The organism is bacterium (assembly GCA_037147175.1).
GTDB lineage: Bacteria > Cyanobacteriota > Vampirovibrionia > Gastranaerophilales > UBA9971 > UBA9971.
Genome location: JBAWVS010000015.1, coordinates 1 through 24153, shown reverse-complemented (window position 1 = coordinate 24153; position 24153 = coordinate 1). Strand labels below are relative to the sequence as shown.

The window sequence follows — 24153 nt, the reverse complement described above, 5'->3', positions numbered from 1 at the left end:
GAAAAATTAAAATTATTTTTTTATTTTTTGAAATACAGGAGCATCAAGAATTTTCTTAATAACTTCCATAAAATTCAAATCGCTTAAATGTTTAAAACCGTACATAGGGGCAGAGACATCAACAAGTATTTTAGTGAGACCTCCCATAATTAAGCCTTTCTCCACATCTCCGGTAGCAGCACCCAGATAAAATCCCGGCAAAAAGGTTGCCGCTTCTCTGGTAATTGTCCGCACTATGCGCCGCGGAATACTATTATTTCCAAAAGAAATATTTCTTTCTCTTGAAATTTGGTTGAACTGTATGCTCATTATTTTTCCCTTTCCAAACTTTATTGAATAAATTCGTTTTAGTATGTTTTTAAAAAAGGGTGAAGATAGAAAATTGCTTTCAAATTTTTTAAAAAAAACTCTGAAGGTGTGAAAAGTACTGTCATTATTGAAAAAATAAATTTAATATTTCTTAATATAAAAATTTTAGTGATAAATTTTCTATAAATGATAAAATGTAATTTGAAAAATTTTATAAAAGGGGAGAATCATGAGCGAAGAAAATTTAGATAAAACAGAGAATAAAGAGCCTAAAGCTCTCTCTAAGCAGGAAAAAATAAAATATTTCATAAAAGAAACTGTTGAAACAGTTGTAATTGTCCTTGTTCTTGTAATATTCATAAGGGCGTTTATTGGCGAGCCGCGCTGGATTCCTTCAAGTTCAATGGAACCTACTCTTCAAATAAAAGATAATTTGATTGTCGAAAAAGTAAGCAGATATTTTACAAAACCGCATAGAGGCGACATTCTGGTCTTTTTTCCTCCTCAGGAAAAATTAAGTCCGTCTTTATGGGGTAAATTTACAAGAGCTATAGGATTTTTCAGTACAGACGAGGCATATATTAAAAGAGTTATTGGTCTTCCCGGAGATGAAGTCCGGGTTGCTCCTAATATTGGTGTTTATATAAACGGAAAACTTCTTAAAGAACCATATATAAAAGGTGTTTTTAACGGATATTGCTCTTCAGAAATGTATTGCGGCCCTTTAATAGTTCCCCCTCATAAATATTATATGATGGGAGATAACAGAAATGACAGTACTGACAGCAGATACTGGGGTTTTATGCCGGAAGACAGGATTGTAGGCAGGGCATGTTTTAGATTCTGGCCTTTTACAAGAATTGGAATTCTTCAAAGCCCGAAATATAATTAATAACAAATTGCGGTCTGTCGGGTAAAAACATAAAGAGGTTATTCTGAGCTACTAACAGGAGCGAGAGAATCTGTTTAAATCCTAAATAGATTGCCACGTCAGCTCTTCGAACTTCCTCTCAATGACAGAAGCTTCGGTTTAGTCAGCATGTCAAAAAATACGCTGTATAATTAAAGAGTAAGCAATTTTATTCTGCAGTGGAGGAAGCCACTTCTTCCATAGCCTCTTGAATTTCATCGAGGACAAGCTTTGCTGCGGAAACTTTATCTTTTGCTGCGGTAATCGGTCTTCCGACTACAAGATAGTCAACACCTGCTTTTATGGCATCAGAAGGAGTTACAACTCTTATCTGGTCATTTACTACAGACCATGTAGGTCTAATTGCAGGACATAAAATAATGAAATCTTCGCCGCATTCTTTTCTGATTTTTGGAACATCTGTCGCGCTGGCAATAATACCGTCCAGTCCGGAATCTTTTCCAAGCTTGGCGAGTTTGCCAACGTAATCATCTATATTTTGAATAATTAAAAGTTCTTCTGTAAGAGTTCTTTGACCGAAACTGGTTAAAATAGTTACACCAAGAATAGTCGGCTTAGGCAGTCCCAGGCTTTTTGCAGTTTCTTTTGCCAGTTTAACAGAGGAAGAAATCATTTTTGAACCGCCAATAGTATGGAGGTTGAAAAAAGTAACTCCGTGTTTTATAAGGTTTGCACTTGCTTTGGCAACAGTATTAGGGATATCGTGGAATTTTCCGTCAAAGAATATTTCTCCGCCTTCATCTCGAATCATTTTTATGATATCAGGACCAACGCTTGTAAATAATTGAAGACCTACTTTAAAAACCCCGACATAATCTTTTAATTCTGTAACTAATTCTCTGGCTTCATCCATTGTATTTACATCAAGAGCCAGTACTAATCTATCCCTTGCACTTTTATTCTTTGATTTCATTCCATATTCTCTTCTTTGCTAATTTCTATAAAAATCCATTTCAAAAATTTATATATAACGAAAATGGAAATATTCTAGCACTTTAGCACTAGTAAAGTAAAAAAACAATAATTTTAGGTTCAATAATGAATTTTGTGTAATTTGATTAAAAATTTTATTAAACTACTTCCCTAATTTGTTTAAAATAGTTTTGATTTCATTAATATTTGAAGCTTTAGGTTCTATTTCAATATATTTTTTATAATATTTAGCCGCTTCTTTTTTTTGATTGGATTTTTCCAGAGCTTGAGCAAGATGAAAATATATTTCACCGATTTCAGGATTAATTTCTACGGCTTTTTGATAATATTCAATCGCTTTTGGATAATCTTTCATTTCAAAATAAACAAACCCTGTACTATCCAGAGAAGGAGCGCTGCTTGGAGTTAATTCCAGAGATTTTTTGCAATTATCAAGAGCTTCCGTATAAAGTCCCGTATTTGCCTGAGCGTAACACAAATTATTATAAGCTTCCGCAAAATCAGGTTTAAGCTTTACGGCTTGCTGATTATAGTACAAAGCTTTTGTATAGTCGGTTTTTCTGGCAAAAACAATACCGATATCGTAATAAACAGAGGCATTATAAGGCATTAATTGTATTGTTCTTTCAAGATATTGTATTGCTTTATCGTTGTATCCTGTTTTGTCATAAAGTAAACCGAGGTAATAATTTACATCTCTATTATCGGGGTCAAACTTTAAAATTTCTTCATATTGAAATATTGCCGATTTATAATCACTCAGAACTTCATAAAGAAGCCCTAAATCGGTTCGAGCCTGTTTATTAGCAGGGTCATGACTGATTGCCGCCGATAAAAATTCTTTTGCTTTAGTGTAATCGCCGTTAGAAACATAAGTTTCTGCAAGCATTACATATACTTTTGCAAATCTGTAATCGTCGCTGAATTTTGACGGGGCGATATAAGGAAAGGCAGAGGCTTTATTTTCAAGGGAATTAATTTTTGAAAATGATAACGCCAGTACAACAAGAAACAATAATAAAATACTTTTTTTATTGCGAAGCGAGAGTGCAAAATCCGAAACTAAAACGGTCAGTTTTTGTTTCGGATTTAAACTCGTTCTATAAAATGATTTAAAAAAAGAAAAATTTTTCATAAAAAATCTGCTTTATAGCTTACAAAAGATTACATGTTTAAATTTAACATGAAAGAAGAAAATGTTTTATCACCCTTTTAGATGGGAATTAAAGGGTTTACTGACAAAAATATGATCTTCCCGAAATTTTTCTAAAAGCAAGTACTTGCTAATAAATCATGGTTTTAATAATATATTTTATGTACAGTAATCTATTATAAAAAAGAAATTTAAAAACAAGAGGAAAAACAAATGTCAAAACAGTGTGATATATGCCAGAAAAAGCCACTAAAAGCAAACAAAGTAAGCTTTTCAAATAAACATTATGCCTATAAACAAGAACCGAATTTGCAGCCTGTTAAGGCTAACATTAACGGTATAGTTAAAAAACTTAAGGTTTGCACTTCGTGTATTAAAGCCAATAAGGTTCAAAAGGCTATATAAGCTGAGGTTTTGCAGAAATGAATACCAAATAAACTTAAATTTAAAAAACACTACAATCTTTTCGTAGTGTTTTTTGCTCATTAAATGACTTTCAATCAATAGACGGATAAAAATAGGGAATATATAAAAGAGGAAAGACTATATGCCATTAAATTTTTTAAAAAGATTGTTACCTCCGGAAGAAGGGACTTTTTATACTCTTTTTGAAGAAAATGCTGAAATTTGTAATGAAATTTCCAAACTTTTTCATGAAATCGTAAATCAGGGATCAAGTGAAGAAAGAAGCAAACAGGCAAAAGACTTAAAACGTCGTAGCAGCGCAGTTGCTAAAAAAACTTTGAACCTTTTAAATACAACATTTGTAACCCCTATAGACAGGGAAGAAATTCAGCAGGTGTCAAATCTTCTTAACAAAATTACCAGAAAAATAGTTAAAGCATGCCTGAATCTTCAAATTTATAGGCTGGAAGCACATACGGACTGCATGAGGGATCAGGCAGAAACGCTTCTTCAGGCTACCGAAGAATTAAAACACAATGTCTCTTTGTTAAGAAAAGTTACGGCGATAAAAGAAATTACGGACAGTAATAATAAAATCAAAGAAATTGAATCCAGAGGTGATGAAATTCTTCACACAGCACTGGACGAGATTTTTTCGGGAAAATATGACGCTTTAACGGTAATCAAGCTGAAAGAACTGTATAAAAACATTGAAAGTGCTATGGATACTTGTTTTGATGTGTCAGATCTAATTTTAAATATTTCGTTAAAGCATGGTTAGATAGCAGAGCGAAGGATCTGCCTGTTTAAAAATTTAAAAAAATATCAAGTTGGTAGATTCAACTAATTATTACAGAGTGAGAAGGAAATATGGACTTAACTACAATAGTTTTTATAATAATAATTTTACTTGCGGTAATGTTTGAGTACATTAACGGATTTCATGATTCTGCAAACGCAGTTGCAACAGTTGTTTCCACAAAAGCACTAACTCCAAGACAGGCGATTTTATATGCAGCAGTTCTTAATCTGGTAGGGGCTTTGCTTGGAACTAACGTTGCAAAAACAATCGGCGGAGGAATTGTTGATGCAGGCTCAGTAACACAAACAGTAATTGCCTGTGCACTTATCGGCGCAATTATTTGGAACTTATTTACCTGGTATTTCGGCATTCCTTCAAGCTCTTCACATGCCCTTATAGGCGGATTGATGGGCGCGGCAATGATGCATTCTGGTTACAAAGTTGTAAAAATTGCCGGATTGGTGGAAAAAATTCTTATTCCGATGATAACTTCGCCCGTGCTGGGTATTTTTGTCGGATTTACAATAATGCTTTTATTTTTATGGGTATTTTTGAAATTTAATCCTGAAATTGTAAATAGAAATTTTAAAAAACTTCAGCTTGTTTCATCAGGTTTTTTGGCTCTCAGCCATGGCTCCAATGATGCGCAAAAAACAATGGGTATAATTACTCTTTTGCTTGTTAGCCGGGGTTATATACACGAAATGACTGTCCCTTTATGGGTAATTCTTTTGTGTGCTTTGACAATGGCTTTTGGCACAATGGCAGGAGGCTGGAAAATCATCAGAACAATGGGAAGTAAAATTATTAAAGTAAAACCTATTCACGGTTTTGCGGCAGAAGTTTCATCAGCTTCGATAATTTTAACAGCTTCTCATTTCGGAATTCCTGTGAGCACGACACATATTATTTCAACATCAATTATGGGTGTAGGCAGCACAATGAGGGCTTCTGCAGTAAGATGGGGAATTGTCGGCAATATTGTTACGGCATGGGTTGTTACAATACCGGCATGTATGTTTATGTCAGGTCTTTCATACATAATAGTGACCAGATTGGCGCATTTGTTCTAATAGTCCTCAGGGTGCGGAATGCTTACATGGTTTCGGGGATTCGCATCACTAAAATAAAGTCTGTTAATTTTATATTTGCCTGCTCCTGTTAATGTTTGCTTAAAAAATTCTAAAGCATCAGTAGCCTTCATTACAATTCCTTTCCATCCGTCAACGATTATGGCTTTGCTTCCCCATGTTGTAGGATCATCCATTTTTGCGCCTTCTTTTAAATTAAAAACAGTAGAATAATGATTAGGATGTAGTCCATTATTTAAGACTGTACGCATTTGAAAAACTTGTGGGTTGAATCCCTTGTCTTGAAGTGATTTATAAATGATAAGAGCATCTTCTGCGCAATTTGCCTTACCGCTTTTTTTTACGTGCTGTTTAAGAGCAATTAAAAAATCATCAATCGACATATATCTTTTAGCCAATAAAGCATTTGTAGCATTATCAATTTCCATTTCTAAAGGTTCTCCCCTTCGATACAAGGACTCTATGATTTTTTCAAATTTTGGATTCTCTTCATGTCGATCTATCTTAAATCCAATAACAGAGCTTGATTGTAAATACGGGAATTCTTGTTTAAATTCTTTAAGAACTTTTTCAGCGATTCTCATTTCAGGCTTTATACTTGTAAAACCTATAGATTTATAATTTGCAGTAGTATAATGCAGTGATTGAATAGACATATTTTAAACAAAATTCCTATTTTATTAGAACTTATTAAACATATCCATACAACTCTCTTGAATATAAAAAATTGCTAAAAAATTTCTCTTTTTTACAATTTGTTAAGAATTTTTTAAAAACAAAGAAATGAAATAAAATAATCTGCTATAAGCATGAGAATAAAAGACCATACAACTGCATTAGTTGTTGCTTTTCCTACATCTATCGCTCCGCCTTTTGTTCTATAACCTATAGAAGAGCAGCTTAAAGCAATAATTCCTCCAAAAACACTTCCTTTTATCATGCTTATGAATAAATCTTTTACAGAGAGTCCAACCCATAAGGAATTTATATAATTTTCGGCATTAAGTTCCGTAACCATCTTGCTCATAACCATTCCGCCGACAATTCCAACCATATTTGCAATAATTATAACAAAAGGCATTATAAATAATCCTGCAAAAACTCTTGGAGTGATAAGATAATGAATTGGATTTACACCGAGAACTTTTATGGCATCAACTTGCTCGGTAACTTTCATTGTAGCTATTTCTGCCGCCATAGAAGACCCGACTAAAGAAATAACAGCAAATCCGCCTATTACAGGACCCAATTCTCTTACTATTGAGATAGAAACAAGCATTCCTACGTAGTCGGCAGCTCCTTGTTTTACCATTTCCTTTGCTATTTGAAGAGCAATAATCATTCCGGCAAGCCCCACCATTAAAAGGCTTATGGGTAAAGACTCAACGCCAAACCTTGATGCCTGTTCAAAAAAAAGCTTTTTTTTCAATTGTCCCGTAAAAAGACATTGTATTGAAAATAAAAGATTCATTCCTATTTCGCCTATTATTTCAAGCCAATCCTTCATTTCGGAGAAAAGTGAGTTTCCAAGCTTATATGTTAATGTTTGTTTTATTGTTTCAAATAATTTGTTCATTAAAAAACCTTATCCAACAGTATAAATACAAAAATTCCGATACTCACATAGCCGTTTATATTAAAGAAAGCAGCATTAATATTTGAAAGGTTGTTTTCTTTGAGAAGGAAATGTTCCCAAAAGAGCATGCCGGCAACAAAAACAATTCCAATCCGGTAAAATATTCCTACAGTATAAACCATACTTAAAATTATGAGCAAAATAATTGTAAATAAATGGAAGATTTTAGAAAGCAGCAGACTTTTTTTAACTCCAAGCCATGCAGGAATGCTGAAAAGCTTGTTTCCCCTGTCAAAATCAATATCCTGAATAGCATAAATTATATCAAATCCCGCCACCCAAAAAACTACTGAGATTCCCCATAAAACAACAGGAACAGAAAATTCACCGCTGACAGCAAGCCATCCCCCGCTAGCGGCAGCACCTAAAGCTCCGCCCAACACAAGATGAGAAAGATGGGTAAATCTTTTGGCAAATGAATAGACAACAAGAATAAGTATAGCTGGAGGTAAAAGTTGTTTGCATATAAGCGGAAGCTGCCACACAGCAAGAATCATAACAGCAAAAGAAACGATTGCTAAAATAAAAGCCGAACTTTTTTTGATTCTTCCTGTCGGAATGGCTCTGTTTGAAGTTCTGGGATTTTTTTTATCAATTTCAGCGTCAATAAGCCTGTTTAAAGACATGGCGGCTGTTCTTCCTCCAACCAGAGCAAACAGTACCAAAATAAAAGTATTTACTTCGGGAAATTTATTCGGAGCAGCAAGCAGCATTCCTGAAAGAGCAAAAGGCAGGGCAAATATTGTATGTTCAAATTTTATAAGCTCAAAATATTCAAGAATTTTTGATTTTATTTTTATAAGACTTCTCATTTCTTAATTTTATAATCAGAACAACAATCAGGCAAATTTTATAAGAGAAGAAACGAAAAAAACTTTACTGCCCTTAATCAGGTTTGATTTTCTTTATTTTTTTCTGTTCTTCCTGCGATTTTGGAATGGTAATTACAAGTATTCCGTCTTTATACTCTGCTTTAGCTTTAGTATTATCTACTTCAGAAGGCAGTGAAAGATGTCTGATAAATTTTCCGTATCGGAATTCGCTTCTATAGATATTTTCGCCTTTTTCTTCGAATTTTTCTTTAACTTCAGCTTTAATTTCTATATTATTTTCGCTGACTTCCACATCAATATCTTCTTTGTTAACACCCGGTATTTCGGCTTTAACAATATAATTGCCTTCATGTTCGGTCAACTCTACAGCAGGCTTCCATAAAGCAATTTTTCTTTCTTTTCCGGACTCGTCTTCAATAAGTCCAAAATCAGAATTATGAAAAGCGCTTTTTAGCATATTATTCATTTCTTCTCTGAAATCCTGCATATAATCTTCCAGATAAAGTTTCTGAGGGTTTTTAACTTTAACAAGATTCATAATAAATACCTCGTTTTGTTTTTATAGTGCTTTAAAAAAGAAATCAGGATATGAAATATTTATTGCAAAAGCACTATAGTTTTTAGGAGTGATACTTTTCAGGAAAATCCGGCTTTGCCGGTTTTCTTTAAAATAAACTCGTTTTGGTGTAACTTTAAAAGATTATATTGTTTTTCATGGTTTTTCTACCCACTTTTTTCTTATTTTGTTAATATTATAAAAATAAGAACTTGGCTTAAATTGAAAAATAATTTAAAATAATAATTAAAACTTTATCTTTAAAAGAGTTATTGATGACAGAGTTCAAAAAAGAATTTAAAATAAAATTTAGAGGTGTAAGAGGCAGCCACCCTGTTTCCGCAATCAATAAAAACAAGTACGGGGGAAATACATCTTGTATTGAGTTGCGAATAAACGGTCATATTATAATACTTGATGCAGGAACAGGCATAATAGAGCTTGGCAATGATCTTATGAGAGAGCATATTGGAAGCGGAACAGATGTTCTTGACAGAAATCCCGTCGAAGCTGTTATTCTTTTCAGCCATACGCATATGGATCATATACAGGGATTGCCGTTTTTTAAACCTACTTATATAAACAGCAGTAAAATGTATCTTTTTGGAACTCAAACTCACGGAAAAGATTTTCAGCAATTTGTCGGAGATTCAATTTTTAAATTAATGGTTCCTGTCTCACTGGAAGAAGTAAATGCCGAAATTAAAATTAATAATTTGAAAGAAACTAACGCAATAATTCTTAATCCTGATTCGACAGAGCCTGAACTTATCAGTTTTAAAGATGAAAAAGATATTAAAATAAAAGAAAATGCTGTCTTGATTACTTTTATTAAAAGTCACATACATCCTAAAGAAGGAGTAAGTGTCTTTAAAATAAAATGCAATGACAAAACACTTGTCTATGCGACTGATAGAGAATGTAATACAGATGAAGATATAAAATTAATAAACTTTTCGAAAGAAGCCGATCTGTTAATTCATGATGCCCAATATACAATGGAAGATTATGTTTCTCCCGTAAATCCAAAAGAAGGATTCGGGCATTCTACTCCGGAAATGGCGATTGAAATAGCAAAAAAGGCAAAAGCCTCTCAGCTTGTTTTTTATCATATAGATCCTTCTTATAATGATAATTTTATAACCAAGCTTGAAGAAAAAACCAGAGGTCTTTTTAATAATTCGCTTTTTGCTTATGAAAATCTTGAAATAGATCTTATGCAGGTAAAATGTGAAGTTTCTTAATTATAAGAAGCCGTTTTTCAGCCTTTTTGCTCTCTCTTCATGCCGGATTTAATTACGTTACTTTTAAACTTTTTCTCAACTGTTTGTGGTTTTTCAACCCAAATATTGGTATAAGTATTAACCTGAGCGGTCTTAAAAGGATTTTCTTTGTCGGTAACAGCTTGTTTTATTGATATTTCCCTTAACTTGTCAGGAATATTTGAATCAAAGTAATATTGATGAACCCATTTATCAGAACCGCAATAAAAACAAAAATTTTTCTTTGGAGAAATCAAATGAAAATTTCTACGCACAGCCGTTCTTAAATGCCCGCATTGTCTGCATTTAATACTCACCCATCTGACAACAATTTTTTTCCCGCAGTCAGGACAAAAATTACAACGGCTATTTTTTACCGATTGATGGGTGCATTTGATTCCCAAAAAATTTTCAATATTTATTAAAACTTTTTCCACGCCCATTTTCTTTACCCGTCCGATATTTGTTATAAATATTATTATGACGGTTTGAAAACCTAAATTTAATGACAAATAGAACTATATAAAAATAAAGGATATTATCCATCCGGGTAATTTAAATATTAGACAATTTATTTAAAAAGCTTATACCTGTCTTTGGGGTGCAAAATTACCTGTGCAAGCTTGCCACTCCCTTTAAAAGGAAGTTTTTGCAATTTTTTTGCGGTTGTTTCCTTGTCGTATTTTACAAACCTGTGGGAAATGTCAAAAATTTTGTTGCAGTTAGCGGAAGTTGAATAGTCTAAAATGGCATAACAAGCATCAGGGTTTTCTGTAAAAGGTCTTCCGACACTGCCAACATTAACAATAGTTTGTTTTTCTATTTTATAAACAACAGGAAGATGTGTGTGTCCGCAAAAAATTATATCTTCTTGTGTTCCTGAAAGCATTTCTTTTAGAATTTTTTCCTCTAAATCAGGAGAAATGTTTTCATTTATTTTTCTTGGAGAACCATGTACAAGCAAAATTTCCAGCTCGCCGATTTTTTCTTTATGTTTAAGCGGAAGATTTTTTAAAAATTCAATTTGATCCGCCCTTAAAAATTTTTGCGTAAATTTTAAAGAGGCCGCCATTGTTTCATCCGCAGGAGTGAATTCATCTCCTGTTTTACCGCTTGATTTTATAATCATCTCATCAGTATTTCCGAGAATTATAGCAACATCTTTTTCTTTTGTAAGTCCAATAATTCTATCAACGGTTTTTTCCGGTTCAGAGCCTGCCATTGCAAGGTCTCCGCAAATAAAAATTTTATTTATTTCCTGTGATTCTATATCTTGCAATACGGCATTAAGCGCTTCTAAATTTCCATGTATATCAGAAATTATAGCTATTTTCATAAAAATCCTCTTTTTTTATACTCATATTTAATCTTAAAATGACAAGTTCCGTCAATAAAAATCAAATTTTTTGCAAAAAAAAGGACAGTTGTTAAACTGTCTTAAACTTGTGTTTGGTAGGTAAGGTGGTGTGGGGTAGGTAAGGGAAGGTAGGTAGGTAAGTGTATAAAAGGTTTTGATTATTGAATTTTTGGCTTTTTGTTCAGGTAGTGTGTTGTGTTTGTTTTGTCCTTGTACATATATAAAAACATCGATATAGAAAAAATTGCTATTTTTTATATAATTTATAGATATATTGATTAATATTTCTTAATATTAATTGGTTCTCAACCGGAAAAAGCAACAACTAAAGGGATTTTCCTGAATAATAAATATTTATAGTGTTTTTTAAAATAATCAAGATAAAATGAAATATGAAATAAAAAATTAAAATAAAATTCGGTATTTTTATAAAATGTCAAAATACAAAAATAACAGCATGTTCAAAAGCCTGACATACGCATATAGGGGAATTGCGCTCGCATTAAAATCCCAGAGAAACTTTCGGTTTGATTTTATTTTCGGAATTTTTATCTTTATACTGGCGATTTTTCTTCACTTTTCATTTATTGAACTTGCCGTTCTTATTTTGACGATAAATGCTGTTTTGTTTGCGGAACTTATGAATACGGTTATTGAATTTGTTATGGACGCTTATTACGGCAACAGATACTCGGTTATAGCCAAAATGTCAAAAGATATAGCGGCAGGAGCTGTTTTGCTAATCGCAATAAGCTCAATAATAGTTGGCTCGATGCTGTTTTTGCCTAAAATAATCAAATTTTACTTTATTTTACGCCATTGATATTATATAATCGTGGCACTTAAAAGACTTTTAATAAAAGAGGCGATGATGAAAGCTAAACTGGAAGAATTAAAAAATAATGCGCTTGCGGAAATCAATAATTCAGCAAGTCTTGAAGATTTACAACAAATAAAAATCAAATATCTCGGCAGAAAAGGCGAATTGAATTCGATAAAAAGAGGACTTAAAGATTTATCAGAAAGTGAAAAACCTTTAATAGGCGCTCTTGCTAACGAAATAGCGGAAGAAATCGAAAAAACTTTTGAAACCAAATACGCTGATTTTTATAAAGAAAGTGTTTCCAAAAAACTGGAAGCAGAAAAGCTTGATATAACGATGCCGGGGGATTATAAACCATACGGGAGCCAGCATCCTTTAACAGCTACAATAAATGAAATTGTTTCTATATTTCAAGGGATGGGGTTTTCGCTTGTAGCGAATCAAAACAGCCCCGAAGTAGAAACAGAATACTATAACTTCGATGCTTTAAATTTTCCTGCCGATCACCCTGCAAAAGATATGCAGGATACGTTTTATACAGTAAATGCGCCTAATTTGATTTTAAGAAGCCAGACTTCCAATGCTCAAATCAGGGAAATGGAGAAGAAAAATCCTCCCCTAAGTGTTATAAGTCCCGGTCGTGTTTACAGATCAGAAGCAGTCAGCAGCAGGAAAAACAATCTTTTTCATCAGGTTGAAGGTTTTATGCTGGACAAAAACGTTACTTTCGGTGATTTGAAAGGAGTATTAAATGAATTTACGCGTCAATTCTTTGGTCAGGCACGTCCTACAAGATTTAGAACAAGTTTTTTCCCTTTTACAGAGCCTAGTGCGGAAATTGATGTTCAGTGCATTATATGCTCCGGCAAAGGCTGCCGTACCTGTTCAGGAACAGGATGGCTGGAAATACTTGGAGCAGGGATGATTGACCCTAACGTATTAAGGGGTGTCAATGTCGATCCGGAAGTATATTCCGGTTTTGCATTCGGCATGGGCGTAGAAAGGCTTGCGATGCTAAAATACGCCATTAACGACATCAGGCTTTTCTTCAATAACGATATAAGATTTCTGGAACAGTTTTAAAGTTAACTATAAATCTTTATATACATCTTTTCTGTGTTGAATTCTTAATATGTGAATTATTTTAATTTCATCGTTTATAAATTCAAAAATGACTCGATAATCACCTACTTTTAGGCGATAGAGATTTGTGTATCCTATTAAAAGAACAACATCAACACTTTCACCGGAAGCAAAAGCTTTTAATTTTTGGATTATTCTTTTAATATTTTGTTTATCAATGCAGGATAAATCTTTATCGGCTTTTTTAGAAAATTTGATATTCATTCTATATTGTATTTCTGTTCAATTTCTTCTATAGAGTAAACCTGACCGGTTTTAAATTCTTCTCTTGCTTCTTCAATAGACTCTAAATCCTGTTCAGTCAAATCTTCGGTACCTTCAGGAATATTTTTTATCATATCTTCTATTTGTTTTCTTTTTTTTTCTTTTAAATATTCAGCAAAATCCAGAATTTCTTCCTGCTCTTTTTCAGGAAGTGATTTAAAAATATTAATTATTTTATCTTCAGGAACACTCACAAATTTAAACCTTTATTTTATATAGTTATTTTAACTTATAAATCTAAATTTTTAAAGTTCCGGTACAAGAATAATTCCGAAACCGTCAGAAAAATCTTCGGGCTTTAGAATTATATTTTTGCCGTAATTTAAATAATTTTTGCCTGAGATCGGGTCTTTCCATCCCTCTATATCTTCAAAAGGCATGTTTGAAATATCAAGATGAAGATTTTCTTTTAAATTGTTTTTCACAACGACCACAATAGCGCAGTCAGAAGAATTTTTGTATCTTGCATAAGAATAAACTTTGTCATGATTGTGAATTTTGAGAGTTAATAACGGCGAATTTACGAGGCAATCATAATTTTTTCTAAGTTCGATAAGATTTTTATAAAGGTTAAAAATTTCAGATTCTTCTTTATGATGAGGCAAATTATCATAGATATTCCAGTTCATCGCAGCCCTGTTTGCGGGGTCGATTCCGCCATTCATCCCGATTTCATCGCCGTAATAAATCACAGGCATGCCGGGGAGAGTAAACTGCATCAAAAGAGCTGCTTTGAATTTTCGGTCGTTTTTTAAGACAGTTCTTAACCTTCTGGTGTCATGTGAAGAAAAAACGTTAAACTGCACCTGGTTTGTTCCCCAAGAAACCCCTGACAGGTTTTCATGAAGGTTTTTATCAAGTTCCCCGGCAGAAATTTCCCCATGCCGGCAAACGCTGTCTGCACCCTTGTTTAAAATTTCTCCCGAAAAAAAGTTTAAAATATTTTCTCTCACGGGATAATTCATCAATGCATCATATCTTAAAGGTTTTCCGTCATCATCTGCGCACACAAAGCTCGGATTGATTCCGTCAAGCGTCCACATTTCTCCTACGATATAGAGATCATCGGGATTTTTTCCGATTGCAGCTGTTTCGGATTTCATTTCCTGCCTGAATTCCTGCCAGAAAGCATGCGCATCTTCCAACAAATCAGGCACATCAAGCCGAAATCCGTCAACTCCAAGCCTGATTAATTTTTTTGCCGCATTAAAAAGATGTTTTTTGACTTCGGGATTTTTTGTCTTCAGTTCGGGAATTTCAAACAGGTTCATCCAGCATTTATAAGAAGGATTATTGTATAAAGAAATTAATTTATAATGTGGCTGCCGATTTAAAAGCTCTTCTGTCGATGAGTTTCTAAATTTTTCGGGTTCAATAATTGGAAATTTATATTTTCCACCCCAAACCGAAATAAAACTTTCTTTTTTTTTATCAAATTCAGGGCTTCTCGGGTCATTTTCAAATTCAATATTTTGGGGCTTATCTCCAACATAATTTTCAAGTATTGGAATTTCTATTTTCCCCACATGAGTACGGGTTAATCCTCTGTACCAATCGCAATATTTTGACTTACTGCCATTTTTTAGAATATCCAAAAACGCATAATGATTTAAACCTGTGTGATTATAGACTAAATCAATGATAATTCTTGAATTTTCTTTATGCAAAACCTCTATTAATTCTTTTAAATCCTTTTCATCCCCGAATTGTGGGTCTATAACCTCAAAATCTTCGGGCCAATACTTGTGGTTAGAAGCCAAAGACTTGTGAATAGGATTCAGATAAAAAGCTTTATTTTCAAGAGACCCGAATAGATTTTTAAAGTAGCCAATTTTCTCTTTTATTCCCTGTAAATCCCCGCCAAAGTTGTTGAAATAGTCAGGCGGAGCAGCCCAATCGATTAAATCAGGAACATTTCTCGATAAATCGCCCCTAAAAAATCTGTCAACCATAATCTGGTACCAGACAGCTTTTTTCGCCCATTCAGGAGTGCAAACAGTTGAATAAGTTAATAACCCTGACGCAGGGCAAACTGTTTGCCCGTTAATAAAAAATTTGTAAAAATGCTTTCCTTCAGGAACTTTAAACAATCCGACCCATCTGTAGACTTTGTCCTGGGTTAGTTTGAACTCTTCAAGTTTGTTTTTATCTTTCCCCCATTTATTAAATTCCCCTATTATATGAACACTTTTCACACAAACAGGGTCAATTCCGTGTTGTTTCGGATAAAAATAAAATAATTCTTCCATTTTGTCCTTAAAAACTTTTAATTCCTGATTTTTGAAAATTTATTTCTTCATTATATTCTATAAAAATTTTCATTATATTAATTTTTTATTATTTTACTGTTTTTAAAAAAATATTAAAAATTTATTAAATTTTGCAATTTTATGAAGACTTTTTTAAAAAAATGGTGTAAAATTTGTAAATAATCAAACAAAATATCAATTTTTTATCAAATTTTGTTCAAAATCTTCTAAAAACCAATTTATTTAAAAAATAAATCGAGAAGGAAAAGAGAGTTATGGTCGTATCAATTCAAATGGTAAAAAACCGTACAACAAATTTAAACAGAATTGGATTTTCCTCAAGACAAGAAAACTTAAACTCAGGACAGGCTCAAATTTTATTAGAACAGCCTAAGCAAGATAAATTTGTGCGCGAAAGAAACAAAAACAATTTAGTAAGAAACGGCGCAATTACAGGTGCTGTCGTTGAGGCAGGTATAGATGGAGCTCAACTATACAAAAATAATGGACTTGACGGAATGGCTAAAGCACTCAGTAAGAAATTGGATCAACATATTTCTACAGAGAGTATGGGGTTTATTATACTCGGCGCTATTGTCATTTATGCAGGAATCGGTGCAGCAATAGGCTCTATTTTTAAGCATTTAGGCAAAAAAGATAAAGCAGCGTAAAAAAACAATATAAAAAATATAAATTAAACCCGATGTAAATTTTACATCGGGTTTTTAAAAGCTGTTTTGTTAAAACCATGTGAAGTTTTGCAAAGAAAAAGAAATATAAAATAGCAATTTTTTGTCAAATTTTGTTTTTAATCTTATAGAAGCTATTTTATTTAAAAAATAAATTAAAAAGGAAAAGGAAGTTATGGTCGCATCAATACAACCTGCACAAATTAACACAGCAAATTTGAACAAAGTCGGATTTGGAAACGAACATGAAAATTTAACCCCTGAACAACCGCCTGTTTCTTTAGAAACTCCAAAAGATGAATTTGTAAGTGAGAAAAAGAAAAGCCATGCAGTAAGAAACGGCGCTATTATAGGCGGTGTACTTGGTGTTGGTTCTGCTTTTATAAGCCGCGCTCCACTTGTTCCTCTCATCGCAAGGACAGGTGTTTTTGCTGCAATCGGTGCCGGAATTGGCGCTATTGTAAAACATTTCCACAAAAAAGAGAAAGCAGAATAATTAAAACAATATAAAAAAACAAAGAATAAAATAAGGAAAGGAAAAGAAAATTATGGTCGCATCAATTCAACCTGTACAAATCAGAACAGCAAATTTAAACAAAGTCGGATTTGGAAACGAACCGGAAAATTTAACCCCTGAACAACCGCCGGTTTCCTTAGAACCGCCAAAAGATGAATTTGTAAGCGAGAAAAAGAAAAGTCATGCAGTAAGAAACGGCGCTATTGCGGGTGGTGTGCTTGCTACTGGCTACGTTGTTTCAACTCTTTCGGTGAGTAAAGGTCTTACCGGGTTGGCTATGGCACTGACTGATACTTTCGGAAGAGACATTAGTAAAACAAAAGTAGGTCTTATACTGGGTGCTATTTTTCTTGCTACAACCGCAGTAGGGGCTGGAATTGGCGCTATTGTGAAAAATTTCCACAAAAAAGAAAAAGCAGAATAATTAAAACAATATAAAAAAACAAAGAATAAAATAAGGAAAGGAAAAGAAAATTATGGTCGCATCAATTCAACCTGTACAAATCAGAACAGCAAATTTAAACAAAGTCGGATTTGGAAACGAACCGGAAAATTTAACCCCTGAACAACCGCCGGTTTCCTTAGAACCGCCAAAAGATGAATTTGTAAGCGAGAAAAAGAAAAATCATGCAGTAAGAAACGGCGCTATTATAGGTGGTGTTGTAGGTGGTGTTGGTGTTGGTGCAATCCTTCACAAAGTCGGATTTACTGCACTGGCTGAAAAATACGAATCAAAATCAAAAGCAGGTCTTATACTGGGTGCTATTTTTCTTGCTACAACCGCAGTAGGGGCTGGAATTAGCGCTATTGTAAAACATTTCAGCAAAAAAGAAAAAACGGAGTAAAGAAACAATATAAAAAAGTACAAATTAAACCCGATGCAAAATCCTGCATCGGGTTTTTTAAATTTTATAATTTTTTATAAACTCCAGCGCTTCTTCTTTTGTATTAACATCGCCGGAAATCTGCGCTTCATTTAACTCATTTAAAATTTTTCCTAAAATCGGAGACGGCGAAATTTTGAGAATTTCCATAACCTCTTTGCCGTCCACAAGTTTTGGAAGATGCCTCACTTCTTCCTGTGATTTTTTATATTTATCAAGAAGAAAATACAAACCCTGAATGTTTTTTTCAACCACATCTTCGGTAATCTCAACACCTCTTGCACTTAGCCTGTCAGCCATTGCAAGAAGAAGAAGCTCGGGCATGTCATCGCCGATTCTTCTGAACATTCGCATTGTTGCTTTTTCCGAAAGGTTTTCCAGTCCTTCATTTAAAAGCTGTGAAGGATACATGTGATATTTTATGAGTTTTGCGATATATTTCATAGCGTTTTTGCTGAATTTAAGCCTTTTTAAAACGTCTAAAACCATTTCTGAACCGACTTCTTCGTGTTTTATAAATCTATGTCTTCCTTCTTCATCAATATGCCATGTGGAAGGTTTTCCTATGTCATGAAGCAAAGCGGCTAATTTTAGCAAAGATATTGCTTTTATCCCTGATGAAAATTCTCTGTAAAGATGCTCTTTTGCCCAATCAGGAAAAATTTTTATCTGTGACTCAAGCTGCTTAACACTTTCAATAGAATGATCAAGAAGCCCTAAATGATGATGAAGATTGGGAGGCACTTCTCTTTGAGCAGTCAATTCGGGAAAAATTTCATCAAGAAAACCTGAATGGCTCATTAAACAAAGATTTTCTCCGGCAAAATCAGATTCAAAAAATTTAATTAATTCCTGAGATATTCGCTCAACTGAAATCATAATTATTAAAGCTCTATGTTTTTCGATAAGTTTTAAAGTTTCACTTTCGATGGAAAACCCGAGCTGTGCAGCATGCCTGTACGCTCTTAAAATTCTTAAAGAATCTTCAATAATGTTTTTTTCCCCGATTGTGCGGATTATTTTATTATTTAAATCTTCAATTCCATTTAAAGGATCTATTAATACAGATTTGTTTTTCTCAATTTTGCAGGCAATGGCATTAATTGTGTAATCCCTGTTTTTTAAATCTGTCAGAATATCTCGCCCGACACAACCTGCAAAATCCAGAGTGTTTTTTTTATCAGGCATGACAACTCTTGCAATATCATGTTCCTCGTCGAGAAGGACAAAATGCCCGTCAAAAGCTTTTGCGGCTTTGCATGCAAATGCTATAGCTCTTTCTCCTTTTACGGAATAATCTTTATCAAAACATTCTTTATTAAGCAAAACATCTCTTATGTATCCGCCTACAAGAAAAAGTTCCGTTTCTTCTTCGCATAGTTCCAGAAGCTTTTTATTTATTTCTTCTTCATATATTGTATTTAAATTTATGTTCAAAAAAAATCTCCATGGTTTTTATGCACTATTTTTTACTTCTTTTATCCCAAAACCTAATAGTCCTGCAAGTAACGGCAAGAATATTAATAAATGAATTGAGTAATTAATACCTGCATGTTCGGCAAGCAGACCGATAATACTTACGCCAAGCCCGCCAATACCTACCCCGAAACCAAGCATTAAACCTGAAGCCATAGCAGCATTTTTACTTATTATTTCCTGTGCAGCAATAATAGTGACAGAAAACGATGAAAGAAGGGAGGCTCCTGCCATAATCAAAAATAAATACTTAAATGGAGAATTTATTTCTAAAAATAAATAAAAGAAGGGACAAGACAAAATAAGTGAAGAAATAATAACAATTTTTTTACCGAATTTGTCAGATAAGTGTCCGCCGATTATACCTCCTAATGCTCCTGAAAACAGCATTACAAAAACAATATAACTGCTTTCTGATATAGATATGTGTTTTTCTTTAATCAGGTATAAAGGTAAAAAGGCTATCAATCCAAAATAAGTTAAAGACCTGATTGCAACTACGGAAACAATTTTGCTGAGTTCATTCCAGTTTTCTTTTAAAGTTTGAAAAGCTGAAACGGGATTGGCTTTCTTAAAGACTGTTTTGGGCGCGGTAAACCAAAGTAAAACAGCTACTAATAAGCCGGGGATAGCAAAGATCAAAGTCGATTTTAATCCATATGCCTTAACATAAGGCACAACCATTAAAGGAGTAATTGCTATTCCAATATTTCCGAAAGAAATAAATATTGCCTGAGAAAATGCTTTTTTTTCGCCACAAATAGCAGAAACCATTGCGGAAGCTTGCGGATGAAAAGCTGCTGTTCCCAGTCCGGCAAAAGCAGCCAGAATAAATTTAATAGTATAGTTATCAACAATACCCACAAAACTTAACAAAAGTGCTGTCCATGCAGTACCCACATATACCATCCAACGCTGATTTTTTTGATCAACAAGATAACCGAAGAACGGTTGTAAAATAGAGGAAGTAACTGTAAACGCAGAAATAAGATATGCTCCTTTGCTTATGCTCAATCCGGCAAGTACCATAAAAGGCAGCAATGTTTGAATATAATTTGCATACCAGTCATTAAACATATGCGCTAAGGAAACTGAAAATAATTTTCCTTTATTTGAAAATTTTATATTATTTATATATGAATCTTCTTCAGCGATCTCTTCCATAATGATTCTCCATTTAATAATTTTTTGTTAAATTATAATTCATATTCGTATATTATATGCGAAATTGCAACGGTTGCGGCAGTTTCTGCCCTGTAAATCAATTTTCCCAGACTCACTGAAGCAAAGCCTTTTTCGGCAAATTTATTTATTTCTTTGTTGTCCCAACCGCCTTCCGGTCCAATTACAAGCAAAATATCGGCATTTTTATCGATTTTATTTTCGGACAAAAACTGTTTTACAGAAACCGTATTTTCTTTTTCGGAACAAACTATTTTTAAATCGAATCCCTCAAGATTTACAACCTCCTCAAAAGAAGAAACCGGTTTTATTTCCGCCAAATCTCCCCTCTTGCACTGTTTTGCCGATTCATAAACAATTTTTTGCCATCTTTGAATTTTAGAAAGCTTATCTTTTTCAGAATCAAATTTAACCACAGTGTTTTTGCTTACAACAGGGATTATTGTTCTGACACCCAGCTCAGTAGCTTTTTGTATTAAAAAATCCTGTTTTTGGGATTTTATAACACTTTGAGCGAGGGTTATGTTTATTTTTAAGGTTTTATCAGAAAAATATTTATCAGAAATTTTAGCTTCAATTAAATCTGCCTGGATTAAATCGATTTCGGCTTCATAAACAAAGTTTTCGGGCCCTGAAAGAATCAATTTGTCTTTTTTTTTGTGCCTTAAAACATTTGTTATATGGTTAATATCCGACTTATTCGTAATAAAGATTTTATCTTCCCGAATATTTTCTTTTTTTATAAAAAATTGCGGCATTTATGATAATTCCCCTAAAAGTCTAAAATTCAGTTTTCATGCTATTTTCCAGTTTATTACAAAAAAACCTTCTCCACCATAAGTTGTATATTATTAAGAATTATTAAAGATTGTTAGAAATGTTTCGATTAATTAATTGTGAAAAGGAAATTCACAAAAACAGTGGGAGAAAAATAAAATAATCGGGAGGTAAAAAAACAGAGTATTAATTGTGGAGTTTAAAAAGTTTTTTAATCAAATAAAGAAGGTTCTTTGAATTTTCTTTGCGGGTAAATTTATATTCGAGTCAATTACTCTTATTTCGAATAAATTTTAATTCAAAATAGAGATCAAACTAAGTTTTAAAAACTAAATAAAAGCACCAGGCTAAATCCTTGTTAATTTAGCACGGGAGACTTTTTTGTCAAAAATTAAATTAAATTAGGTTACACAGGGAAGTATTTATACAAAACAAGGAGAGTTTCGTATGTCAATTGTAGTAAATAACAACATCGCGTCATTAATTGCGCAAAGAAATTTAGCAAACAACTCATCAAACCTCACAAAATCAATTGAAAGATTATCTTCGGGATACAGAATAAACAAGGCATCAGATGATGCAGCGGGTTTATCTATCTCTGAAAACTTAAGAGGTCAAATCAGAGGAAACAAACAGGCTATCAATAACATTCAAGATGGCGTAAATATGCTTCAGATTGCAGAAAGTAGTCTTTCTGTAGTTAACGAAAACATACAAAGAATTAGAGAATTAACAGTACAAGCAGCAAACGATACAAACGGTTCAACAGAAAGAGATGCTATCTTATCAGAAGTTAGCGCAAGATTACTTGATATTAACAGAATAGCAAAAGCAACCAAGTTTAATAATGTAAACCTTCTTGATGGTTCACAGTCAGTAACTCTTCAAATTGGAGCAAGCTCAGGACTTTCAACAAACACTATTGTTATCGGAAATGGTGTTTTGAATCGTGCCACTATTTCTGCTATAGGAGTAAGTGCAGTAAGTCCAAGCGGTCTTTCATTGTCAGTAACAGGTGCTACATGGGCTGGTACAAGCGGCAACGGCATAAGACTTTATTTAGATACTCTTGATAAAGCATTAAAAGATATTACAACAAGAAGATCCAATCTTGGAGCATATCAAAACAGACTTGAAAGCGCTCTGGGAAACCTTAATGTAACAAATGAAAACATTCAAACTGCCGAATCAAGAATAAGAGATCTTGATATAGCAAAAGAAACAGCAAGTATGACTAAATATCAGATACTTCAGCAAGCTTCAGCAAGCGTTCTGGCACAAGCTAATGCTTTACCTCAGATTGCATTAAAACTGCTCGGATAAACTCAACTGAAAAATAATTTATACACGGACGTAAATTTTATATAAGGAGAAATTAATATGTCAATTACAGCCAGCACAAACGTAGCGTCATTAATTGCGCAAAGGAATTTAGCAAACAACTCGTCAAATCTGACAAAATCAATTGAAAGACTATCTTCAGGGTATAGAATCAACAGGGCATCAGATGACGCAGCAGGTTTAGCAATCTCTGAAAACTTAAGAGGACAGATCAGAGGTAATGCTCAAGCTATCAATAACATTCAGGATGGCATAAACATGCTCCAGATTGCAGAAGGCAGCCTTTCAGTAGTTAACGAAAACGTACAAAGAATTAGAGAATTAACAGTACAAGCAGCAAACGATACAAACGGTTCAACAGAAAGAGATGCTATCTTATCAGAAATTAACGCAAGGTTACTTGATATTAATAGAATAGCAAAATCTTCAAAATTTAATAATATAACTTTATTAGACGGAACAGCTTCGACAAAATTACAGGTAGGAGCAAATTCAGGACCTTCAACAAACACCATTGATATACAAAAAGGCGTACTTGGTAGAGCTACTATTTCCTCTATCGGAGTAACTGCCGCCAGCCCCAGTGGTCTTTCTCTATCAGTAACAGGTGCTAGCTGGGCAGGTACAAGCGGCAATGGAATAAGACTCTATTTGGATACACTGGATGCAGCATTAAAGGATATTTCCAGCAGAAGATCAAACATAGGTGCATATCAAAACAGACTTGAAAGTGCCTTGAACAACTTGACTGTAATGAATGAAAATATTCAAGCAGCAGAATCAAGGATAAGAGATCTTAACATAGCAAAAGAAACTTCAACTATGACTAAGTATCAAATTTTACAGCAGGCTTCAGCAAGTGTTCTTGCGCAGGCTAATCAAATACCAAGCATTGCCCTAAAATTAATAGGTTAAATAAATAAATTATCCTGGAAACACTCCCACAAAATACTCTCCCTGTAGTGGTTAGCTATATGCTAACCCTTTTTTTTTGCAACAAAAAAAGACCTTTTTAGGTCTTTTTTTAAAATGCCCTGGGCCGGACTTGAACCGGCACTAGGTGTGAGCCTAATCGGATTTTAAGTCCGACGCGTCTACCATTCCGCCACCAAGGCATATTTGGCATTTTTAATACTCGATTTATTTATTTTTACTGTGTACACATAATATAATAAACTTTTTTTTAAGTCCATATATTCATTAAAATAAAAATAACACTTATTATCTTGAACAAAAAATGTTTTTTTATGTTAAACTTAAAATTAATTTAAAAATGGGGAAGTGGCCGAGTGGCTGAAGGCGGCACCCTGCTAAGGTGTTATGTGGGCAACTGCATCGAGGGTTCGAATCCCTCCTTCTCCGTATTTTAGTGTATATCAAGAGAACAATAAGTCCTTTAGCCTTTAAAAATCCCGCAAATTGCGGGATTTTTGCATTTTGTGAAATTAAGAGAATTTATTTTCCGGGTTTTTCTCCGATTTTTATACAGGAGTTACGCAAAGTAATTTAAAATATTAAAAATAAAGAATCCTGACTTTCC

General features: G+C 33.5%; 28 protein-coding genes and 2 tRNA genes. 14 read left to right on the top strand and 16 right to left on the bottom strand.

The features are described from left to right. Positions 1-12: 12 nt before the first annotated feature. Positions 13-309: a hypothetical protein gene (locus tag WCG23_05225; protein MEI8389270.1), complete on the bottom strand. Its 297-nt coding sequence runs from the start codon at positions 307-309 to the stop codon at positions 13-15. 229 nt (positions 310-538) lie between these two features. Here WCG23_05225 and lepB point away from each other — a divergent pair, with 229 nt between their 5' ends. Then, entirely contained in the window at positions 539-1201 is a 663-nt protein-coding gene (gene lepB / locus WCG23_05220) for a signal peptidase I (GenBank protein ID MEI8389269.1), read from the top strand. Between the two features lie 187 nt (positions 1202-1388). Here lepB and pyrF read toward each other — a convergent pair whose 3' ends face one another. Both pyrF and WCG23_05210 read right to left on the bottom strand, forming a co-directional pair. Further along, complete coding sequence (pyrF, locus tag WCG23_05215) at positions 1389-2153, bottom strand: orotidine-5'-phosphate decarboxylase (GenBank protein MEI8389268.1); 765 nt, start codon at positions 2151-2153, stop codon at positions 1389-1391. 162 nt (positions 2154-2315) lie between these two features. After that, on the bottom strand, positions 2316-3308 hold the full coding sequence (locus WCG23_05210) for a tetratricopeptide repeat protein (GenBank protein ID MEI8389267.1): 993 nt from the start codon (positions 3306-3308) through the stop codon (positions 2316-2318). 231 nt (positions 3309-3539) lie between these two features. On the opposite strand from WCG23_05210, the gene rpmB reads away from it, so the two are divergent. The 3 genes from rpmB to WCG23_05195 all read left to right on the top strand — a co-directional run bounded on the left by rpmB (position 3540) and on the right by WCG23_05195 (position 5606). Continuing rightward, positions 3540-3731 (top strand): 50S ribosomal protein L28, encoded by a 192-nt coding sequence (rpmB, locus tag WCG23_05205; GenBank protein ID MEI8389266.1) that lies wholly within the window; start codon positions 3540-3542, stop codon positions 3729-3731. Between the two features lie 142 nt (positions 3732-3873). After that, entirely contained in the window at positions 3874-4512 is a 639-nt protein-coding gene (locus tag WCG23_05200; protein ID MEI8389265.1) for a hypothetical protein, read from the top strand. A gap of 89 nt (positions 4513-4601) precedes the next feature. Then, complete coding sequence (locus WCG23_05195; GenBank protein ID MEI8389264.1) at positions 4602-5606, top strand: inorganic phosphate transporter; 1005 nt, start codon at positions 4602-4604, stop codon at positions 5604-5606. On the opposite strand, the gene WCG23_05190 is transcribed toward WCG23_05195, so the two are convergent. From WCG23_05190 to WCG23_05175, 4 genes are all read right to left on the bottom strand, one after another. Further along, positions 5603-6280, bottom strand: a complete 678-nt coding sequence (locus WCG23_05190; protein MEI8389263.1) for a hypothetical protein — start codon at positions 6278-6280, stop codon at positions 5603-5605. The genes WCG23_05195 and WCG23_05190 overlap by 4 nt on opposite strands. Positions 6281-6393: 113 nt before the next feature. Next, positions 6394-7200 (bottom strand): ABC transporter permease, encoded by an 807-nt coding sequence (locus WCG23_05185; GenBank protein ID MEI8389262.1) that lies wholly within the window; start codon positions 7198-7200, stop codon positions 6394-6396. Then, on the bottom strand, positions 7200-8072 hold the full coding sequence (locus WCG23_05180; protein MEI8389261.1) for a UbiA-like polyprenyltransferase: 873 nt from the start codon (positions 8070-8072) through the stop codon (positions 7200-7202). Before WCG23_05180 ends, WCG23_05185 begins: the two co-directional genes overlap by 1 nt. A gap of 73 nt (positions 8073-8145) precedes the next feature. Continuing rightward, a complete protein-coding gene (locus WCG23_05175; GenBank protein MEI8389260.1) occupies positions 8146-8631 on the bottom strand; it encodes an Hsp20/alpha crystallin family protein in 486 nt (161 codons plus the stop codon). Between the two features lie 293 nt (positions 8632-8924). Here WCG23_05175 and WCG23_05170 point away from each other — a divergent pair, with 293 nt between their 5' ends. Further along, positions 8925-9893, top strand: a complete 969-nt coding sequence (locus tag WCG23_05170; GenBank protein ID MEI8389259.1) for an MBL fold metallo-hydrolase — start codon at positions 8925-8927, stop codon at positions 9891-9893. 17 nt (positions 9894-9910) lie between these two features. Here WCG23_05170 and WCG23_05165 read toward each other — a convergent pair whose 3' ends face one another. Then, on the bottom strand, positions 9911-10354 hold the full coding sequence (locus WCG23_05165) for a zinc ribbon domain-containing protein (protein ID MEI8389258.1): 444 nt from the start codon (positions 10352-10354) through the stop codon (positions 9911-9913). Positions 10355-10482: 128 nt separating this feature from the next. Then, positions 10483-11247: a metallophosphoesterase family protein gene (locus WCG23_05160; GenBank protein MEI8389257.1), complete on the bottom strand. Its 765-nt coding sequence runs from the start codon at positions 11245-11247 to the stop codon at positions 10483-10485. A gap of 454 nt (positions 11248-11701) precedes the next feature. Here WCG23_05160 and WCG23_05155 point away from each other — a divergent pair, with 454 nt between their 5' ends. After that, positions 11702-12091 carry a diacylglycerol kinase family protein gene (locus WCG23_05155; GenBank protein MEI8389256.1) on the top strand — a complete coding sequence of 130 codons (390 nt, stop codon included), beginning with the start codon at positions 11702-11704 and terminating at the stop codon, positions 12089-12091. A gap of 48 nt (positions 12092-12139) precedes the next feature. Continuing rightward, positions 12140-13174 carry a phenylalanine--tRNA ligase subunit alpha gene (gene pheS, locus WCG23_05150; GenBank protein MEI8389255.1) on the top strand — a complete coding sequence of 345 codons (1035 nt, stop codon included), beginning with the start codon at positions 12140-12142 and terminating at the stop codon, positions 13172-13174. A gap of 6 nt (positions 13175-13180) precedes the next feature. On the opposite strand, the gene WCG23_05145 is transcribed toward pheS, so the two are convergent. Genes WCG23_05145 through WCG23_05135 form a run of 3 tightly spaced genes read right to left on the bottom strand, consistent with a single transcriptional unit; the run spans position 13181 to position 15747 of the window. Then, entirely contained in the window at positions 13181-13438 is a 258-nt protein-coding gene (locus WCG23_05145) for a type II toxin-antitoxin system RelE/ParE family toxin (protein MEI8389254.1), read from the bottom strand. Continuing rightward, positions 13435-13692: a DUF2281 domain-containing protein gene (locus WCG23_05140; GenBank protein MEI8389253.1), complete on the bottom strand. Its 258-nt coding sequence runs from the start codon at positions 13690-13692 to the stop codon at positions 13435-13437. The genes WCG23_05145 and WCG23_05140 overlap by 4 nt, the downstream gene beginning before the upstream one ends. A gap of 51 nt (positions 13693-13743) precedes the next feature. Then, positions 13744-15747, bottom strand: a complete 2004-nt coding sequence (locus WCG23_05135; GenBank protein MEI8389252.1) for an alpha-amylase family glycosyl hydrolase — start codon at positions 15745-15747, stop codon at positions 13744-13746. A 275-nt stretch (positions 15748-16022) separates the two neighbouring features. On the opposite strand from WCG23_05135, the gene WCG23_05130 reads away from it, so the two are divergent. From WCG23_05130 to WCG23_05115, 4 genes are all read left to right on the top strand, one after another. Beyond that, positions 16023-16418 (top strand): hypothetical protein, encoded by a 396-nt coding sequence (locus tag WCG23_05130; GenBank protein MEI8389251.1) that lies wholly within the window; start codon positions 16023-16025, stop codon positions 16416-16418. Between the two features lie 193 nt (positions 16419-16611). Next, a complete protein-coding gene (locus tag WCG23_05125) occupies positions 16612-16932 on the top strand; it encodes a hypothetical protein (GenBank protein ID MEI8389250.1) in 321 nt (106 codons plus the stop codon). Between the two features lie 52 nt (positions 16933-16984). After that, positions 16985-17377, top strand: a complete 393-nt coding sequence (locus WCG23_05120; protein ID MEI8389249.1) for a hypothetical protein — start codon at positions 16985-16987, stop codon at positions 17375-17377. A 52-nt stretch (positions 17378-17429) separates the two neighbouring features. Further along, positions 17430-17798, top strand: coding sequence for a hypothetical protein (locus WCG23_05115; GenBank protein ID MEI8389248.1), 369 nt, complete (start codon positions 17430-17432; stop codon positions 17796-17798). Positions 17799-17855: 57 nt separating this feature from the next. Here the strand turns inward: WCG23_05115 and WCG23_05110 are convergent, their stop codons facing one another. The 3 genes from WCG23_05110 to WCG23_05100 are packed head-to-tail and all read right to left on the bottom strand — an operon-like array spanning position 17856 to position 21253. Next, entirely contained in the window at positions 17856-19274 is a 1419-nt protein-coding gene (locus WCG23_05110) for an HD domain-containing protein (GenBank protein ID MEI8389247.1), read from the bottom strand. An 18-nt stretch (positions 19275-19292) separates the two neighbouring features. Further along, entirely contained in the window at positions 19293-20477 is a 1185-nt protein-coding gene (locus tag WCG23_05105) for an MFS transporter (GenBank protein ID MEI8389246.1), read from the bottom strand. Between the two features lie 32 nt (positions 20478-20509). After that, on the bottom strand, positions 20510-21253 hold the full coding sequence (locus WCG23_05100; GenBank protein ID MEI8389245.1) for an RsmE family RNA methyltransferase: 744 nt from the start codon (positions 21251-21253) through the stop codon (positions 20510-20512). 466 nt (positions 21254-21719) lie between these two features. On the opposite strand from WCG23_05100, the gene WCG23_05095 reads away from it, so the two are divergent. Together WCG23_05095 and WCG23_05090 are read left to right on the top strand one after the other, a co-directional pair. Then, positions 21720-22595 carry a flagellin gene (locus WCG23_05095; protein ID MEI8389244.1) on the top strand — a complete coding sequence of 292 codons (876 nt, stop codon included), beginning with the start codon at positions 21720-21722 and terminating at the stop codon, positions 22593-22595. A 57-nt stretch (positions 22596-22652) separates the two neighbouring features. Next, positions 22653-23528 (top strand): flagellin, encoded by an 876-nt coding sequence (locus tag WCG23_05090; GenBank protein MEI8389243.1) that lies wholly within the window; start codon positions 22653-22655, stop codon positions 23526-23528. Positions 23529-23643: 115 nt separating this feature from the next. Here WCG23_05090 and WCG23_05085 read toward each other — a convergent pair. Further along, a tRNA-Leu gene (locus WCG23_05085) sits at positions 23644-23728 on the bottom strand. Between the two features lie 160 nt (positions 23729-23888). On the opposite strand from WCG23_05085, the gene WCG23_05080 reads away from it, so the two are divergent. Beyond that, positions 23889-23975: transfer RNA gene (locus tag WCG23_05080), tRNA-Ser, on the top strand. The last annotated feature ends 178 nt before the right edge of the window (positions 23976-24153 follow it).

Excerpts from the sequence above, each read along its gene's own strand:
- WCG23_05195 (MEI8389264.1), top strand. The coding sequence starts at position 4,602 with ATGGACTTAACTACAATAGTTTTTATAATAATAATTTTACTTGCGGTA.
- WCG23_05185 (MEI8389262.1), bottom strand. The coding sequence starts at position 7,200 with ATGAACAAATTATTTGAAACAATAAAACAAACATTAACATATAAGCTT.
- rpmB (MEI8389266.1), top strand. The coding sequence starts at position 3,540 with ATGTCAAAACAGTGTGATATATGCCAGAAAAAGCCACTAAAAGCAAAC.
- WCG23_05200 (MEI8389265.1), top strand. The coding sequence starts at position 3,874 with ATGCCATTAAATTTTTTAAAAAGATTGTTACCTCCGGAAGAAGGGACT.
- WCG23_05135 (MEI8389252.1), bottom strand. The coding sequence starts at position 15,747 with ATGGAAGAATTATTTTATTTTTATCCGAAACAACACGGAATTGACCCT.
- WCG23_05090 (MEI8389243.1), top strand. The coding sequence starts at position 22,653 with ATGTCAATTACAGCCAGCACAAACGTAGCGTCATTAATTGCGCAAAGG.
- WCG23_05095 (MEI8389244.1), top strand. The coding sequence starts at position 21,720 with ATGTCAATTGTAGTAAATAACAACATCGCGTCATTAATTGCGCAAAGA.
- WCG23_05130 (MEI8389251.1), top strand. The coding sequence starts at position 16,023 with ATGGTCGTATCAATTCAAATGGTAAAAAACCGTACAACAAATTTAAAC.
- WCG23_05145 (MEI8389254.1), bottom strand. The coding sequence starts at position 13,438 with ATGAATATCAAATTTTCTAAAAAAGCCGATAAAGATTTATCCTGCATT.
- WCG23_05175 (MEI8389260.1), bottom strand. The coding sequence starts at position 8,631 with ATGAATCTTGTTAAAGTTAAAAACCCTCAGAAACTTTATCTGGAAGAT.
- lepB (MEI8389269.1), top strand. The coding sequence starts at position 539 with ATGAGCGAAGAAAATTTAGATAAAACAGAGAATAAAGAGCCTAAAGCT.
- WCG23_05155 (MEI8389256.1), top strand. The coding sequence starts at position 11,702 with ATGTCAAAATACAAAAATAACAGCATGTTCAAAAGCCTGACATACGCA.
- WCG23_05100 (MEI8389245.1), bottom strand. The coding sequence starts at position 21,253 with ATGCCGCAATTTTTTATAAAAAAAGAAAATATTCGGGAAGATAAAATC.
- WCG23_05120 (MEI8389249.1), top strand. The coding sequence starts at position 16,985 with ATGGTCGCATCAATTCAACCTGTACAAATCAGAACAGCAAATTTAAAC.
- pheS (MEI8389255.1), top strand. The coding sequence starts at position 12,140 with ATGAAAGCTAAACTGGAAGAATTAAAAAATAATGCGCTTGCGGAAATC.
- WCG23_05210 (MEI8389267.1), bottom strand. The coding sequence starts at position 3,308 with ATGAAAAATTTTTCTTTTTTTAAATCATTTTATAGAACGAGTTTAAAT.
- WCG23_05125 (MEI8389250.1), top strand. The coding sequence starts at position 16,612 with ATGGTCGCATCAATACAACCTGCACAAATTAACACAGCAAATTTGAAC.
- WCG23_05180 (MEI8389261.1), bottom strand. The coding sequence starts at position 8,072 with ATGAGAAGTCTTATAAAAATAAAATCAAAAATTCTTGAATATTTTGAG.
- pyrF (MEI8389268.1), bottom strand. The coding sequence starts at position 2,153 with ATGAAATCAAAGAATAAAAGTGCAAGGGATAGATTAGTACTGGCTCTT.
- WCG23_05115 (MEI8389248.1), top strand. The coding sequence starts at position 17,430 with ATGGTCGCATCAATTCAACCTGTACAAATCAGAACAGCAAATTTAAAC.
- WCG23_05225 (MEI8389270.1), bottom strand. The coding sequence starts at position 309 with ATGAGCATACAGTTCAACCAAATTTCAAGAGAAAGAAATATTTCTTTT.
- WCG23_05105 (MEI8389246.1), bottom strand. The coding sequence starts at position 20,477 with ATGGAAGAGATCGCTGAAGAAGATTCATATATAAATAATATAAAATTT.
- WCG23_05190 (MEI8389263.1), bottom strand. The coding sequence starts at position 6,280 with ATGTCTATTCAATCACTGCATTATACTACTGCAAATTATAAATCTATA.
- WCG23_05160 (MEI8389257.1), bottom strand. The coding sequence starts at position 11,247 with ATGAAAATAGCTATAATTTCTGATATACATGGAAATTTAGAAGCGCTT.
- WCG23_05165 (MEI8389258.1), bottom strand. The coding sequence starts at position 10,354 with ATGGGCGTGGAAAAAGTTTTAATAAATATTGAAAATTTTTTGGGAATC.
- WCG23_05170 (MEI8389259.1), top strand. The coding sequence starts at position 8,925 with ATGACAGAGTTCAAAAAAGAATTTAAAATAAAATTTAGAGGTGTAAGA.